General features: G+C 62.8%; 18 protein-coding genes. 8 read left to right on the top strand and 10 right to left on the bottom strand.

Going from position 1 to position 15,006, the window contains the following annotated elements; translation table 11 throughout:
• Window positions 1-98: 98 nt before the first annotated feature.
• From ACZ9C1_RS23345 to ACZ9C1_RS23325, 5 genes are all read left to right on the top strand, one after another.
• On the top strand, window positions 99-1,916 hold the full coding sequence (locus ACZ9C1_RS23345) for a penicillin-binding protein activator (RefSeq protein ID WP_476254425.1): 1,818 nt from the start codon (window positions 99-101) through the stop codon (window positions 1,914-1,916).
• The gene (locus ACZ9C1_RS23340) at window positions 1,916-2,287 is read left to right on the top strand and encodes a YraN family protein (RefSeq protein WP_046857017.1); all 372 of its coding nucleotides are present in this window, start codon (window positions 1,916-1,918) and stop codon (window positions 2,285-2,287) included. The genes ACZ9C1_RS23345 and ACZ9C1_RS23340 overlap by 1 nt, the downstream gene beginning before the upstream one ends.
• A gap of 87 nt (window positions 2,288-2,374) precedes the next feature.
• Complete coding sequence (locus tag ACZ9C1_RS23335) at window positions 2,375-2,968, top strand: phosphoheptose isomerase (protein WP_102682667.1); 594 nt, start codon at window positions 2,375-2,377, stop codon at window positions 2,966-2,968.
• Window positions 2,965-3,543: a BON domain-containing protein gene (locus tag ACZ9C1_RS23330; protein WP_102682666.1), complete on the top strand. Its 579-nt coding sequence runs from the start codon at window positions 2,965-2,967 to the stop codon at window positions 3,541-3,543. The genes ACZ9C1_RS23335 and ACZ9C1_RS23330 overlap by 4 nt, the downstream gene beginning before the upstream one ends.
• A 59-nt stretch (window positions 3,544-3,602) precedes the next feature.
• Entirely contained in the window at window positions 3,603-3,821 is a 219-nt protein-coding gene (locus tag ACZ9C1_RS23325) for a YgdI/YgdR family lipoprotein (protein WP_102682665.1), read from the top strand.
• 56 nt (window positions 3,822-3,877) lie between these two features.
• Here ACZ9C1_RS23325 and ACZ9C1_RS23320 read toward each other — a convergent pair whose 3' ends face one another.
• The 7 genes from ACZ9C1_RS23320 to rplM all read right to left on the bottom strand — a co-directional run bounded on the left by ACZ9C1_RS23320 (window position 3,878) and on the right by rplM (window position 8,737).
• The gene (locus tag ACZ9C1_RS23320) at window positions 3,878-4,297 is read right to left on the bottom strand and encodes a ClpXP protease specificity-enhancing factor (protein ID WP_476254424.1); all 420 of its coding nucleotides are present in this window, start codon (window positions 4,295-4,297) and stop codon (window positions 3,878-3,880) included.
• 13 nt (window positions 4,298-4,310) lie between these two features.
• Window positions 4,311-4,934, bottom strand: coding sequence for a glutathione S-transferase N-terminal domain-containing protein (locus ACZ9C1_RS23315; RefSeq protein ID WP_102682663.1), 624 nt, complete (start codon window positions 4,932-4,934; stop codon window positions 4,311-4,313).
• A gap of 118 nt (window positions 4,935-5,052) precedes the next feature.
• Entirely contained in the window at window positions 5,053-5,832 is a 780-nt protein-coding gene (locus ACZ9C1_RS23310) for a cytochrome c1 (protein ID WP_102685208.1), read from the bottom strand.
• Window positions 5,832-7,043 carry a cytochrome b gene (locus ACZ9C1_RS23305; RefSeq protein ID WP_023628712.1) on the bottom strand — a complete coding sequence of 404 codons (1,212 nt, stop codon included), beginning with the start codon at window positions 7,041-7,043 and terminating at the stop codon, window positions 5,832-5,834. The genes ACZ9C1_RS23310 and ACZ9C1_RS23305 overlap by 1 nt, the downstream gene beginning before the upstream one ends.
• Entirely contained in the window at window positions 7,043-7,636 is a 594-nt protein-coding gene (gene petA / locus ACZ9C1_RS23300) for a ubiquinol-cytochrome c reductase iron-sulfur subunit (RefSeq protein WP_023628711.1), read from the bottom strand. Before petA ends, ACZ9C1_RS23305 begins: the two co-directional genes overlap by 1 nt.
• A 265-nt stretch (window positions 7,637-7,901) precedes the next feature.
• Window positions 7,902-8,294 (bottom strand): 30S ribosomal protein S9, encoded by a 393-nt coding sequence (gene rpsI, locus ACZ9C1_RS23295; protein WP_003260797.1) that lies wholly within the window; start codon window positions 8,292-8,294, stop codon window positions 7,902-7,904.
• 14 nt (window positions 8,295-8,308) lie between these two features.
• Window positions 8,309-8,737, bottom strand: a complete 429-nt coding sequence (gene rplM / locus ACZ9C1_RS23290) for a 50S ribosomal protein L13 (protein WP_008097538.1) — start codon at window positions 8,735-8,737, stop codon at window positions 8,309-8,311.
• Between the two features lie 256 nt (window positions 8,738-8,993).
• Between rplM and ACZ9C1_RS23285 the strand changes: the two genes are divergently transcribed.
• Together ACZ9C1_RS23285 and ACZ9C1_RS23280 are read left to right on the top strand one after the other, a co-directional pair.
• On the top strand, window positions 8,994-10,034 hold the full coding sequence (locus tag ACZ9C1_RS23285) for an NADP(H)-dependent aldo-keto reductase (RefSeq protein ID WP_476254423.1): 1,041 nt from the start codon (window positions 8,994-8,996) through the stop codon (window positions 10,032-10,034).
• 207 nt (window positions 10,035-10,241) lie between these two features.
• Window positions 10,242-11,138: a GlxA family transcriptional regulator gene (locus ACZ9C1_RS23280; protein ID WP_173862478.1), complete on the top strand. Its 897-nt coding sequence runs from the start codon at window positions 10,242-10,244 to the stop codon at window positions 11,136-11,138.
• Between the two features lie 40 nt (window positions 11,139-11,178).
• Here the strand turns inward: ACZ9C1_RS23280 and zapE are convergent, their stop codons facing one another.
• The 3 genes from zapE to ACZ9C1_RS23265 form a co-directional block, all read right to left on the bottom strand.
• On the bottom strand, window positions 11,179-12,273 hold the full coding sequence (gene zapE, locus ACZ9C1_RS23275; RefSeq protein WP_102685206.1) for a cell division protein ZapE: 1,095 nt from the start codon (window positions 12,271-12,273) through the stop codon (window positions 11,179-11,181).
• Between the two features lie 85 nt (window positions 12,274-12,358).
• On the bottom strand, window positions 12,359-13,708 hold the full coding sequence (locus ACZ9C1_RS23270) for a tryptophan--tRNA ligase (RefSeq protein ID WP_198754371.1): 1,350 nt from the start codon (window positions 13,706-13,708) through the stop codon (window positions 12,359-12,361).
• Window positions 13,709-13,734: 26 nt separating this feature from the next.
• Window positions 13,735-14,370, bottom strand: a complete 636-nt coding sequence (locus tag ACZ9C1_RS23265; protein WP_198754370.1) for an alpha/beta hydrolase — start codon at window positions 14,368-14,370, stop codon at window positions 13,735-13,737.
• 135 nt (window positions 14,371-14,505) lie between these two features.
• On the opposite strand from ACZ9C1_RS23265, the gene ACZ9C1_RS23260 reads away from it, so the two are divergent.
• Window positions 14,506-14,943, top strand: coding sequence for a Z-ring associated ZapG family protein (locus ACZ9C1_RS23260; RefSeq protein WP_102685203.1), 438 nt, complete (start codon window positions 14,506-14,508; stop codon window positions 14,941-14,943).
• The last annotated feature ends 63 nt before the right edge of the window (window positions 14,944-15,006 follow it).

Below are 15,006 nucleotides of genomic sequence, written 5' to 3'. Positions count from 1 at the left end.
GGCCACCTATAGTGAAGGTTCAGTGTCGGCGAGATCGCGCCGTGCCCCCCGCTTGGGTACAATTGCCGGCCAACTTGATCGAGTAACAGGACCTTTACATGATCGCTTGTCTGCGGCTGCTCACAGCCCTCTGCCTCGCTGCCCTGCTGGCAGCCTGCGCCAGCTCGCCCTCATCCAGCCTGGGCGAACTGCCACGCACCCCGGACGCCAGCATCGAGCAACTGCTCGAGAAGGCGGCCTCCAGCAAGTCCGCCGAGGATGCGGCCCTGCTGCGCTTGAGCGCCGCGGACCTGGCATACAAGCAAAAGGATTTCCCGCGCGCCGCACGGATTCTCGAGCAAGTCCCGCTGGAGCCGCTCAAGCCCGCCCAGCAGGTGTTCGCCTCCACCCTGGCCGCCGAGCTCGCCATGAGCCGCAACCAGCCCAAGGCCGCCCTGACCGCCCTCGTCCACCCGAGCCTGCAGCGCGTCGGCGAACTGCCGACCGAGCAGCAGGCCCGCACCTACAGCGTTCATGCCGCAGCCCTCGAAGCCGACGGCCAGGCCCTGGCCGCCGCCCAGCAGCGCGCACTGCTGGCACCCCTGCTCAGCGGCCAGGCCGCCAGCGCCAACAATGACGCGATCTGGGCCCTGGTCGCCTCGCTGCCCGCCGAACAGCTGCAGCAGCCGGCCGCCGACGAGACCCTGGCCGGCTGGACCAGCCTGGCCCTGGCCGTGAAGCGCGCCGGCACCCTGGAACAGCAACAGGCCGCCATCGACACCTGGCGCCAGCAGCATCCCGAGCACCCGGCAGCCAAGCAATTGCCGACAGCCCTGGTCAAGCTCAAGGAGCTGGCCAGCCAGCCACTGACCAAGATCGCCCTGCTGCTGCCCCAGGAAGGTCCGCTGGCCGGTGTCGCCCGCGCCCTGCGTGACGGCTTCATGGCCGCTCACTTCCAGGCCCAGCAAGGTGGCCAGCCCGCCCCTGCGGTACAAGTGTTCGACAGCTCGCGCATCACCTCGCTCGACGACTTCTACCGTCAGGCCCAGGCTGCCGGCGTGCAACTGGTAGTCGGCCCACTGGAAAAGCCGCTGGTCAAGAAGCTCGCCGCCTACCCGCAACTGCCCATCACCACCCTGGCCCTGAACTACGCCGACGCTGGCCAGAAAGCGCCGCCACAGCTGTTCCAGTTCGGCCTGGCCGCCGAGGACGAAGCCCGCGAAGTGGCACGCCGTGCCCGCGCCGACGGCATGGTCCGCGCCGTGGCCCTGGTTCCGAGCGGTGAATGGGGCGACCGCGTGCTCGCCGCCTTCCGCCAGGACTGGGAAGGCAATGGTGGCACCCTGATTACCGCGCAGCGCATCGCCCAGCCCGTCGCCCTCGCCCAGCAGATCGCTGATCTGTTCCAGCTGCGCCAGAGCGAAGGCCGCGCCAAGAGCCTGCAGAGCACCGTTGGCGGCACCATCGCCGCGCAGCCTTCGCGCCGCCAGGACATCGACTTCATCTTCCTCGCCTCGACACCGCAGCAGGCTCAGCAGATCAAGCCGACGCTGAACTTCCAGTACGCCGGCGACGTGCCGGTCTACGCCACCTCCAACCTGTACAGCGCCAGCGGTGACGTGAACCAGTACAACGACATGAACGGCATCCGCTTCTGCGAAACGCCTTGGCTGCTGGACACCACCAACAGCCTGCGTCAGCAAGTCGTGCAGCAGTGGCCCCAGGCCGCCGGTAGCCTCGGCCGCCTGTACGCCATGGGCGTCGACGCCTACAGCCTGGCTCCGCGCCTGGGCCAACTCAAGGCGCTGCCGGACAACCGCGTCGAAGGCCTGTCCGGCAGCCTGAGCATGAACCCCAGCCAGCGCATCGAGCGCCAGCTGCCATGGGCCGAATTCGCCGGCGGCCAGGTCAAGCGCCTGCCGGACACCCCTCGCTGATGCCCGGCGCATCGCCCAGCCTTGCCGGCCAGGCAGCCGAAGATCACGCCCTTGAATACCTTCAAGGGCAAGGTCTGCGGCTGCTGGAACGCAACTGGCGATGCAAGGGGGGCGAGCTCGATCTGGTCATGCTCGATGCCGATACAGTAGTATTCGTCGAAGTCCGCTACCGGTTGCATGCGGAGTTCGGCGGAGCGCTCGCCAGTATCGATGGGCGCAAGCAGCAACGACTGGCGCTTGCCGCCAACCTCTTCCTGCAGCACGAACCCCGCTGGGCCACCCGCCCCTGCCGCTTCGACGTTATCGCCCTGCAGGGCCGGGGGCATGCGGGGCAACCGCTTCAATGGCTGAAAAATGCCTTCGAATGCTGAACCCAATTCGATTTTCTAGCTCTATGTTTCGCGGGCTGGTCACTGTTGCGCGTAGCAAAGGCCACCGCCCCTCTTAAGGTCACCCAGATGGACATGCAATCCCGAATTCGCCGGCTGTTCCAGGCCAGCATCGACACCAAGCAACAGGCAATGGACATCCTGGCACCCCACATCGAGCAGGCCAGCCTGGTCATGGTCAATGCCCTGCTCAACGACGGCAAGATGCTCGCGTGCGGCAACGGCGGCTCGGCCGGCGATGCCCAGCACTTCTCCTCGGAGTTGCTCAACCGCTTCGAGCGCGAGCGCCCGAGCCTGCCGGCCGTCGCCCTGACCACCGACAGCTCGACGCTCACCTCGATCGCCAACGACTACAGCTACAACGAAGTCTTCTCCAAGCAGATCCGCGCCCTGGGCCAGCCCGGCGATGTGCTGCTGGCGATCTCCACCAGCGGTAATTCGGCCAACGTGATCCAGGCGATCCAGGCCGCCCATGACCGCGAAATGATTGTCGTCGCCCTGACCGGGCGCGATGGCGGCGGCATGGCCTCGCTGCTGCTGCCCGAGGACGTGGAGATCCGCGTCCCCGCCACGGTCACCGCGCGCATCCAGGAAGTCCACCTGCTGGCGATCCACTGTCTGTGCGACCTGATCGACAGCCAACTGTTCGGGAGTGAAGAATGATCTCCAAGCGTATCGGCCTGATGGCCCTGACCCTGTGCCTCGGCGTATCGGGCTGCAGTTCCGTGCTCACCTCGGCGCGTAACTCGCCTATCGAGGATGACCGCGGCACCCGCACCATCGGCAGCAAGATCGATGACTCGCTGATCGAGACAAAGGTCTCGGTCAACATCGCCAAGGCCAACCCGGAGCTGGACAAGGGCTCGCACATCGTCGTCAGCAGCTACAACGGTGTTGTGCTGCTTGCCGGCCAGACACCCCGCGCCGACCTCAAATCCCTCGCCGAACAGACCGCCGGCCAGGTTCAGCGAGTCAAGAAGGTGCACAACGAGCTGCAGGTGATGCAGCCGTCATCGATCCTGGCGCGCAACAACGACGCCTGGCTGACCACCAAGATCAAGACCCAGATGCTGACCGACGAGAGCGTGCCCAGCTCGCGCATCAAGGTCATCACCGAAAATGGCATCGTCTACCTGCTCGGCCTGGTCAGGCAACAAGAGGCCAACGCCGCCACCAATGTGGTGCAGGGTGTGTCGGGCGTGCAGAAGATCGTCAAGCTGTTCGAATACATCGACTGACAACCCCTCGGCGAGCGTCGGGACGCTCGCCTTTTTCACTCTGATCCAGGAAGTACCCCATGAAGAAGTTTCTGCTGCCCGCCCTGCTGATCGGCACCTTCGCCACCCTGGCCGGCTGCTCCACCCCGAGCGTGATCACCCTCAACGATGGCCGCGAACTGCAGACCACCGACACGCCGCACTTCGACCGCAACTCCGGCTTCTACGAGTTCAAGCAACTGGACGGCAAGCCGACCCGCATCAACAAGGACCAGGTGCAGAGCATCAAGGACCTGTAATTGCGGCAGCCATGAAAAAGGCGATCCCTGCGGATCGCCTTTTTTGTCCCTGCCTGTTACTTCACGACTTTCAGGCTCGGACGACCACTGGGACGCGGCGGCTCGGGCGGACCATCGTCATCCGGCTCGACAACGTCGTCCTCAAGGTCATCCTCGTCCGTGAGCGGCGGCTCCAGCTCGAAGACCATACCCTGGCCATTCTCCCGGGCGTAGATCCCCAGGATGGCGCCGATGGGCACATACAGCGTGTGCGCCACACCACCGAAGCGTCCTTCGAAACTCACCGCCTCGTTGTCCATGTGCAGACTGCGCACGGCACTGGGGGAGATGTTCAGGACGATCTGGCCATCGCTGGCAAAACCTTGGGGCACCTGAACGGCCGGGTACTCGGCGTTGACCAGCATATGGGGCGTGCAATCGTTGTCGACGATCCACTCGTACAGCGCGCGAACCAGATAGGGGCGACTGGAGTTCATCAACGGCTCCTCTTTAAACCTTGCGCATTTCACGTTCAGTAGCAGACAGGCTCGCCTGGAAAGGCTCGCGGGCGAACTGTCGCTCCATGTAATCCAGCAGCGGCTTGGCCTGCCGCGGCAATTCGATACCCATCACCGGCAAGCGCCAGAGTATGGGCAATAGACAGCAATCGACCAGACTCTGCTCCTCACTCATGAAGCAGGCCATTTCAGCGAACAGCGGGGCCACGCCCGTCAGGCTCTCGCGCAACTCCTTGCGCGCCTGGGTACGTGCCGGCTCGCTGCTGCGCGGATCCAGCACGGTGTCGGCCAGGCTGCACCAGTCGCGCTGGATGCGGTGCATCAGCAGGCGACTGTTGCCGCGGGCCACCGGATAAACCGGCATCAGCGGCGGGTGCGGGTAACGCTCCTCGAGGTACTCCATCACCACGCTCGACTCGTACAGCGCCAGATCGCGATCGACCAGGGTCGGCAAGCTGCCGTAAGGGTTCACTTCGACCAGCTTGGGCGGCAGGCGGTTGGTGTCGACATCGATGATCTGCACCGTGACGCCTTTCTCCGCGAGCACCAGGCGTACCCGATGAGAGTAATGGTCAGCGGGGTCGGAATAGCAGGCTAACCTGTTGGTTGCGCCCATGTAGCGCCTCCTCGCACGGGATGCTTGTAAAAACTGCAAATGAAAACGCGCCCGGGGTGCCCCAGCGACATGACTGGGGCACCCCGGGCGCGTTCAACTACCAGAAACTACTGCGTGATCAGTGCACGTCCTTCCAGTATTCGCGCTTGAGCAAGTAGGCGAACACGAAGAAGAAAGCCAGGTACAGCAACACGTAGGTACCGATGCGCTGGCTTTCCAGTTTGACCGGGTTGGCCGAATAGGCCAGGAAGGTCACCAGGTTCTTGACCTTCTCGTCGAACTGCTCAGCCGTCAGGGTACCGGATTTCTCCTCGACGGTCAGCTGGTCGCACGCTTCATGGGTCAATGGGCTGCCGGTCAGCGGGTCATATTGCTTCTTGCCGTCGACCACACTCTGCACCTGCTTGCAGCCAATCACCTGGTTGCCCTGCAGGCCAACCAGCACGTTAGGCATGCCGACGTTGGGGAAGACCTTGTTGTTTACCCCGTATGGCCGCGCCTTGTCTTCATAGAAACTGCGCAGGTAGGTGTACAACCAATCGTTGCCACGCACCCGGGCAACCAGGGTGAGGTCGGGCGGCGCAGCGCCGAACCAGGTCTTGGCATCATTGGGCTGCATGCCGATCTTCATGTGGTCGCCGATCTTGGCGCCAGTGAACACCAGGTTTTCGAGCATCAGCTCGTGGGGGATCCCCAGGTCGTCGGCGACACGCTCGTATCGCTGGAACTTGGCGCTATGGCATCCCATGCAATAGTTGGCGAAGGTGCGCGCGCCATCCTGCATCGCGGCCTTGTCGGTCAGGTCGATATCGACCTTGTCCAGCTCCAGGCCGTGTTCGGCGGCGAACGAAAGGCCAGGCATCAATGCCAGCAAGCATACTGCAATAAACTTTTTCATCAGCCAGTCACCCTTTCCGGAACCGGTTTGGTCTTCTCGAGCCTTGTGTAGAACGGCATCAGCAGGAAGTAGGCGAAGTACAACACCGTGCACACCTGCGACAGCAAGGTACGCCCCGGGGTCGGCGCCAGCACGCCCAGCACGCCAAGGATGACGAAGGCCACGCAGAACACCAGCAACCAGATCTTGCTCAGCCAGCCCTTGTAGCGCATCGAGCGCACCGGACTGCGGTCAAGCCAGGGCAACACGAACAGCACCGCAATTGCCGCGCCCATGGCAATCACCCCGAACAGCTTGTCGGGCACCGCGCGCAGAATCGCGTAGAACGGCGTGAAGTACCAGACAGGGGCGATATGCTCAGGGGTCTTGAAGGCGTTGGCCTGTTCGAAGTTCGGTTTTTCCAGGAAGTAGCCACCCATTTCCGGGAAGAAGAACACCACGGCACAGAACACGAAGAGGAACACCACCACACCGGCGATATCCTTGACGGTGTAGTACGGGTGGAACGGGATGCCATCCAGCGGGATGCCGTTCTCGTCCTTTTTCTTCTTGATGTCCACGCCATCGGGGTTGTTCGAACCCACTTCGTGCAGCGCCAGGATGTGCAGCACCACCAGGCCCAGGATCACGATAGGCAGGGCCACCACGTGCAGGGCGAAGAAGCGGTTCAGGGTGATGCCGGAGATCAGGTAGTCACCACGAATCCACTGGGTCAGGTCATCACCGATCACCGGGATCGCACCGAAAAGCGAGATGATCACCTGGGCACCCCAGTAAGACATCTGCCCCCAGGGCAGCAGGTAGCCCATGAACGCCTCGGCCATCAACGCCAGGTAGATCAGCATGCCGAACAGCCAGACCAGCTCGCGCGGCTTCTGGTAGGAGCCGTAGAGCAACCCGCGGAACATGTGCAGGTAGACCACGATAAAGAACGCCGAGGCGCCGGTGGAGTGCAGGTAGCGCAGGATCCAGCCGTACTCGACGTCGCGCATGATGTACTCGACCGAGGCGAAGGCCTCTTCCGCCGAGGGGGTGAAACTCATGGTCAGCCACACGCCGGTGACGATCTGGTTGACCAGCACCAGCAACGCCAGGGAGCCGAAGAAGTACAGGAAGTTGAAGTTCTTGGGCGCGTAATACTTGCTTAGATGGTCTTCCCACATTTTCGTCGCAGGGAAGCGCGCATCGATCCACTCCATGAACTTGCTCATCATGCGTTCTCCTGATCGACGCCGATGACGATGATTTCGTCCGACTCGTACGAGTGCGGTGGCACTGGCAGGTTGAGAGGCGCCGGCTGGGATTTGTAGACGCGCCCGGCCAGGTCGTAGTGCGAACCGTGGCAGGGGCAGAAATAGCCACCGACCCACTTCGGCCCCAGGTCAGCCGGGGCAACTTCAGGGCGGAAGGTTGGCGAGCAACCCAGGTGCGTGCACAGACCTACCAGGATGAGAATCTCGGGCTTGATCGAGCGAACTTGCGGGTCGACGTAGGTCGGCTGCACCGACGCCTTGGATTCAGGATCGGACAGCTCACCGGTGATCTTTTTCAGATTACCGAGGATCTCCTCCGTTCGCCGCACGATGAATACAGGTTGCCCCCGCCATTCAGCTACCATCTGCTGACCGGGCTCGACCTTGGCGATATTGACCTTCACCGGTGCCCCTGCGGCTTTCGCCTTGGCACTGGGAAACCATGACCCCACGAACGGTACCGCTGCCCCCACTGCCCCCGCTGCCCCGACCACGGATGTCGCGGCTACGAGGAAGCGGCGCCGGCCTGCGTTGACGCCGTCATTGCTCATTCAGTCCTCTCCCATCAGCTTGCTTGGCCTGTTTGAACAGGCATCTACTTAGGTACGTCTGTGGCACTAAAAATTGGCCGCAATGGTAAGGAACAAATCCACACGCTGACAAGGTGATTACCCGCTCGTCGGGCTACTACCCTCGCTTTGCTTGATCTGCGTCTATGCGACAAACGGCCACGGACTAGCAGACAGGTTAGTTGAAGACATAAAAAAAGCCCGGCTCCAAAAAGGAACCGGGCTTTTTTCGACTGCCGAAGCGGTATTAACGCTTGGAGTACTGAGGACGCTTACGCGCTTTACGCAGACCCACTTTCTTACGCTCAACTTCACGAGCGTCGCGGGTGACGTAGCCAGCACGACGCAGAGCGCCACGCAGGGTTTCGTCGTATTCCATCAGGGCGCGGGTGATGCCGTGGCGGATTGCACCGGCCTGACCGCTGACACCACCACCGGAAACGGTGACGTAGATGTCGAACTTCTCAACGGTTTCGGTCAGTTCCAGCGGCTGGCGAACAACCATGCGAGCGGTTTCGCGGCCGAAGAACACGTCCAGAGAACGGTTGTTGATGGAGATGTTACCGGTACCTGGACGCAGGAAAACGCGAGCGGTTGCGGTCTTGCGACGGCCAGTGCCGTAGTTTTGAGTCGCCGACATAATGAACTATCCCGTTAGATCTTCAGTTCTTGAGGCTGCTGAGCAGTGTGTGGGTGAGCAGCACCCGCGTACACTTTCAGCTTGCGGTACATGTCGCGACCCAGCGGGTTCTTCGGCAGCATGCCTTTGACCGCGGTTTCGATAACACGCTCAGGGGCCTTGGCGATCAACTTCTCGAAGTTGATTTCCTTGATACCGCCCGGGAAGCCGGAGTGGGAGTAGTACATCTTGTCGGAAGACTTGGCACCAGTCACACGGATCTGCTCGGCGTTGATGACGACGATGTAGTCGCCGGTGTCAACGTGAGGGGTGTATTCTGGCTTGTGCTTGCCACGCAGGCGGCTAGCGATTTCGGTAGCCAGACGACCCAGGGTCTGACCAGCGGCGTCGACTACGAACCACTCGCGCTTTACTGTTTCCGGTTTAGCAGTAAAAGTTTTCATTCTCTAAAGCCTCAGAGGCCGCCCAGCGAAAAATAGACGGCGAATCTTACTGGATAGTGCACAGCTTGCCAAGGGCAAGCGCGCAGCCGAACGCTGACGCTTTTGGGGGCTCGGGTCGGGCACGCCAATGTTCGACAAGGGTTCCCTGCATGGTGGTGCATCACTTCCGCCACACGGAGAGGGGCAGAATTATCCAGATTGCAGGAAAAATTTCAACCTGCTTTTATGGACTTCTTTGTCACGGAGCACCTTCCCGATGGAATACCGCAAGCTCGGCCGTACCGACCTCGACGTCAGCGCCCTGTGCCTGGGCACCATGACCTGGGGCGAACAGAACACCCAGGACCAGGCCTTCGCCCAGATCGCCCTGGCCAAGGCCAGCGGCATCAACTTCATCGACACCGCCGAGATGTACCCGGTGCCACCGCGCCCGGAGACCTACGCCGCCACCGAACGCATCATCGGCAACTGGTTCGCCGCCAACGGCGACCGTGACGACTGGATCCTCGCCAGCAAGGTCGCTGGCCCCGGCAACGGCATCAGCCACATCCGTGACGGCCAGCTCAAGCACAACCGCCAGCACATCGTCGCCGCGCTGGACGAGAGCCTCAAGCGCCTGCAGACCGACCGCATCGACCTCTACCAGTTGCACTGGCCCGAGCGCAGCACCAACTTCTTCGGCAAGCTCGGCTACCAGCACCTGCCCCAGGACATCTTCACCCCGCTGGAGGATACCCTGGAGGTGCTCGATGAACAGGTGCGCGCCGGCAAGATCCGCCACATCGGCCTGTCCAACGAAACCCCGTGGGGCACCCTGAAATTCCTGCACCTGGCCGAAACCCGCGGCTGGCCCCGCGCGGTGTCGATCCAGAACCCCTACAACCTGCTCAACCGCAGCTTCGAAGTGGGCCTGGCAGAGGTGGCAATCCGCGAGCAGTGCGGTTTGCTGGCCTATTCGCCGCTGGCCTTCGGCATGCTGTCGGGCAAGTACGAAAACGGCGCCCGCCCGGAACACGCCCGCCTGACCCTGTTCAGCCGCTTTGCCCGCTATTCCAATCCGCAGACCATGGCCGCCTGCGGCCGCTATGTGCAGCTGGCCCGCGAACACGGGCTGGACCCGGCGCAGATGGCGCTGGCGTTCGTGACCCGGCAGCCGTTCGTGACCAGCAACATCATCGGCGCGACGAACCTCGAGCAACTGCGCAGCAATATCGACAGCCAGGCGTTGAATCTGGGCGATGAACTGCTGGCGGCAATCGAGGCGGTCCATCAGGAGCAGCCAAACCCCGCGCCTTGATGCAACGCAGGCGCTGCACTGCTCTTTCGTGGGGTAGACACAATCGCCAAAAAATAAGACGATCCAGCCGGTGATTGACCACTCTACCCTATAAGAACAATGACAATGATGTTTACCCAACCCCCGGCGTCGCTGCGGCGCGTCAGCATCCTGGCCGTTGATAAAGTGTTCGCTTCGACACTGATGCAGGCCAAGGACTTCTTCCACCTGGCCAGCCTGCGCTACAGCAAGCAACTGGGCCTGGGCCTGCAACCGATGTTCGAGATCGGCCTGGTGAGCCCGGACGGTTTGCCCGTGGACAGCTTCAGCAACGTGCAGTTGCCGGTCGACAGCGGCCTCAACGACGCCGACGTGATCATCCTGCCGGCCTTCTGGGACGACTTCGACAACCTGCTGCAACGCTATCCGCAGGTACTGCCCTGGCTGCGCGAGCAGCATGCCCGTGGCGCGGTGCTGTGCGCCGAGGCCAGCGGCGTGTTCTGGCTGGCCGAGTCGGGGCTGCTCGACGGCAAGGAGGCGACCACCTACTGGCGCTTCTTCAGCAGCTTCGCCGAGCGCTTCCCGAAGATCCGCCTGAACCAGGACAAGCACCTGACCGACGCCGACAATCTCTACTGCGCCGGTGGTACCACCTCGGCCTGCGACCTGTACATCTACCTGATCGAACGCTTCTGTGGCGCCAACGTGGCCCGCGCGGTGGCCCGCGACATCCTCTACGAGGTGCAGCGCAGCTATACCCCGGGGCGCATGGGCTTCGGCGGCCAGAAGCTGCACCAGGACCTGATCATCCTGCAGATCCAGCACTGGCTCGAAGAGCACTTCGCCGACAAGTTCCGCTTCGAGGATGTGGCGCGCAACCACGGCATGAGCATCCGCAATTTCATGCGCCGCTTCCAGAGTGCCACCGGCGACAAGCCCCTGCACTACCTGCAGCGCCTGCGCATCGAGACCGCCAAGGGCCTGCTGTCGAGCACGCGCAAGAGCATCAAGACGATCAGCTACGAGGTGGGCTACGACGACGCGAGTTTCTTCGCCCGGCTGTTCCGCCAGCACACGGAGTTGTCGCCGAACCAGTATCGCCAGCAGTTCATGCAAGAGGCCTGAATACGACAAGGGCCGCGAAGCGGCCCCGTTTCATCAGCCCTTAAGGCTTGTGCGCCCGCGACAGGAACTCGTGGGACTGCATCTCCAGCAGACGGCTGAGCGTACGCTGGAACTCGAAACTCAGGCGCCCGCCGGTATACAGGTCCTTGAGCTCTACCTCGGCCGAGATGATCAGCTTCACGTTGCGGTCGTAGAACTCGTCGACCATGTTGATGAAGCGCCGGGCGATGTCATCGGTGGTCACGCCCATCTGCTCGACATTGCTCAGCAGCACGGCATGGAAGATCTTGCCCAGTTCGATGTAGTCGTTCTGGCTGCGCGGCCCGTCGCACAGGGCACGGAAATCGAACCAGGCGACGTCGTCGCAGGTGCGCAAGGCATGGATCTCGCGGTTCTCGATCATCAGCACGTCGTTCTCGACGGCCTGGGTGCACTCTGGGGTCAACGCCTTGAAGCTGGCGCGCAGGCTTTCATGCGCCGCAGCGTCGAGCGGGAAGTGGAACAGCTCGGCCTGCTCCAGGTGACGCAGGCGATAGTCCACGCCGCTGTCGACGTTCACCACATCGGTGTACTGCTTGATCATGGCGATCGCCGGCAGGAAGCGCGCGCGCTGCAGGCCGTCCTTGTACAGGCCGTCCGGGACGATGTTGGAAGTGGCCACCAGCGACACGCCGTTCTTGAACAGCTCTTCCATCAGGGTGCCGAGGATCATGGCATCGGTGATATCGGAGACGAAGAACTCGTCGAAGCAGATCACCTTGGCTTCGTCACTGAAGCGCTTGGCGATGATGGTCAGCGGGTTCTTCTCGCCCTTGAGGGTCTTCATCTCCTCATGGACGCGCTTCATGAAGCGGTGGAAGTGCGTGCGCATCTTCTGCTTGAACGGCAGCGCTTCATAGAAGGTGTCGACCAGGTAGGTCTTGCCCCGGCCCACGCCGCCCCAGAAGTACAGGCCCTTGACCGGCGTCTGCTCCTTCTTGCCGAACAGTTTGCCGAACACCCCCGGCTTGTTGTTCTGCGCCTGCACCAGGTCGTCGTACAGGCGCTGCAAATGACGCACAGCAGTTTCCTGCGCCGCGTCATGGAAGAAGTCGGGGCGTTTCAGATCGGCTTGGTATCGTTCTAGGGGCGTCATGATTTCGTTAGCGAGGCAACAAAAAACGGGCCGTCACTGTAGCGACCGGCCCGCTTAATGGCAATCAGACTTGCGTCAAAGTGACTCAGTCCGCCTGTGGCGCCAGGGCCTCGCGCAGGCTGGTGATGGCCGCGTCACGGGCCTCGGCGGCCTCGAACTGCGGCCCGTCGGCAACTTGCTCACCATTTAGCCAGAGCGAGAAGCCCAGGCCCTCGACACGCACGTCGGCCTCGCCGCCCTGTTGCAGTTGCTTGCTCACCGCCCCCGCACTCTTGCCATCGGCGAAGCTGCGCGACAGCAGCAATTGCTCGCCATCGGCGGCCAGCAGGCGGAAGCGGAAGCTGCCATCCTCGTCACGGAAGCTGACGAAGCGGGCGCTCTTGGCGGCCTTCTTCTTCACCTCGGTGCTGGCCTGCACGGTGGTGCGGAACGAGCGCAGGCCAACTGCCTCGCGCAATTGCTCGAGGAACGGCGTGGCGATCTTGCGGGCCTTGGCGGCACCAGCCAGGAGGATGTCCTCGAGGTCCGACGGGCGCGAGATCAGCTGGTGGTAGTGTTCGCGCTTTTCGGCCAGCTGGCCGTCGAGCAGCTGGAACAGGCGCTGCTTGGCATCGCCCCAGCCCAGGCCCTGCAGCAGCTCTTCGCGGAACTCGGCGCACTGCCCCGGCGTTGAGAAGGCCTGGAACAGGGTGAACAGGTGCGAATTGTCCGGATCCTTGGCTTCGCCAGGGGCCTTGGAGTCGGTGACGATGCGCGAGATCGCATCCTTCATGTCCTTGGCGCTGGTGAACAGCGGGATGGTGTTGTCGTAGCTCTTGGACATCTTGCGACCGTCCAGGCCTGGGAGCGTGGCCACGCTCTCCTCGATCACCGCCTCGGGCAGGGCGAAGAAGTCCTTGCCCTGGCCGAACAGGTGGTTGAAGCGCTGGCCGATGTCGCGGGCCATTTCCACGTGCTGGATCTGGTCGCGACCGACCGGCACCTTGTTGGCATTGAACATCAGGATATCGGCGGCCATCAGCACCGGGTAGCTGAACAGGCCCATGGTCACGCCGGCGTCCGGGTCTTCGCCGGCCTCGACGTTCTTGTCCACCGACGCCTTGTAGGCGTGGGCACGGTTGAGCAGGCCCTTGGCGGCGACACAGGTCAGCAACCAGGTCAGCTCCGGGATCTCGGGGATGTCCGACTGGCGATAGAAGGTCACCTTGGCCGGGTCCAGGCCACCGGCCAGCCAGGTGGCGGCGATCTCCAGGCGCGAACGCTGGATGCGCTGCGGGTCGTCGCACTTGATCAGGGCATGGTAGTCGGCCAGGAAGTAGAACGAGTCGGCACCGGGCTGCTGGCTGGCGAGGATGGCCGGGCGGATGGCGCCGGCGTAGTTGCCCAGGTGCGGGGTGCCGGTGGTGGTGATACCGGTGAGGATGCGCGTGGTCATGGGGGTTCGCTTATTTCAGGCTTGGCTCAGTTCGAAAGGCGCGGCAGCAGCAGATCCTTCAGATCGGTCAGCTTGCCATGGAAAAAGTGTCCGCATTCTGCCACTTTCAGCAGCTCGTGGGGGCGCGACAGGGCGGCGGACCAATCGTAGACCAGTTGCGGATCGACCACCTCGTCGGTGTCCGGCTGCACGACGGTCAGCGCAACGCGCTTGGGCAGCGGGAACTGCGCGTTCAGACGCATCACCGCCGGGGCGATCATGAACAGCTGTTGCAGCTCGACACCCGCCGCCTCCAGGCGACCGGCCAGGCTGGCGGCAACGAAGCCGCCGAAGGAGAAGCCCATCAGCACCAAGGGCAGCTCAGGATGCTGCTGGCGCAGCCAGGCTGCGGCAGCCTCGGCATCCGCCACCTCGCCAGCGCCCATGTCGTGGCTGCCGGCGCTCTGGCCAACGCCGCGGTAGTTGAAGCGCAAGGTGACGTAACCTGCATCACGGGCGGTACGCTGCAGGGTCGAGACCACCTTGTTGAGCATGGTGCCGCCCTGGACCGGGTTGGGGTGGCAGATCAGCACCGCGCCACGGGCATCGGCCACGTCCAGGTACAACGCCTCAAGCTGGCCGATCGGGCCATCGATGAACAAGGGGGTTTCGCGGATAAGCAAGGTACTACTCCGTGACCTCGTGAAGGGTCGACTCGTCTAGCAAAGGAATTCTGTTCTGATTTGCGATCGCTCGCGGTATACAGCGCAGGTCTGAGCCGTTAACGTAAAGCAAAGCCGTTTATAGAGGAAGGACTCGTGGAACACTCGCTCCTTGTTTGGTTGCTGCCGACCCTGGCCCTGGTTGTCGGTGTCGTCGTCGGTTTCGCGCTGGCCCGCCTGCTGCCCAACGCGGCACCGAGCAATACCCAACGCCAGCTGGATGACATCCAGCAGCGCTTCGACAATTACCAGAACGAAGTGGTGACCCACTTCAACAGCACCGCATCGCTGGTCAAGAAACTGACCCAGAGCTACCAGGACGTGCAGGATCACCTGGCCGAGGGCGCCAACCGCCTGGCCCTGGACGAGCTGACCCGCCAACGCCTGCTGGCCGCGCTGCACTCCGAAGCCGCGCAAGGCCCACGTGATCGCCTGACGCCGCCGAAGGATACCGCAGAAGTACCACGCGACTACGCACCGAAGTCCCCGAACTCGCCGGGCATGCTCGATGAGAGCTACGGGCTCAAGCGCTGAATCGATGACATGAAAAAGGCCTCGCAAGAGGCCTTTTTTGTGGGAAGTCGCAAACGGGATCTG

The organism is Pseudomonas sp. TE21435 (genome assembly GCF_056279265.1).
This window is presented reverse-complemented; position numbering and strand designations above follow the sequence as displayed.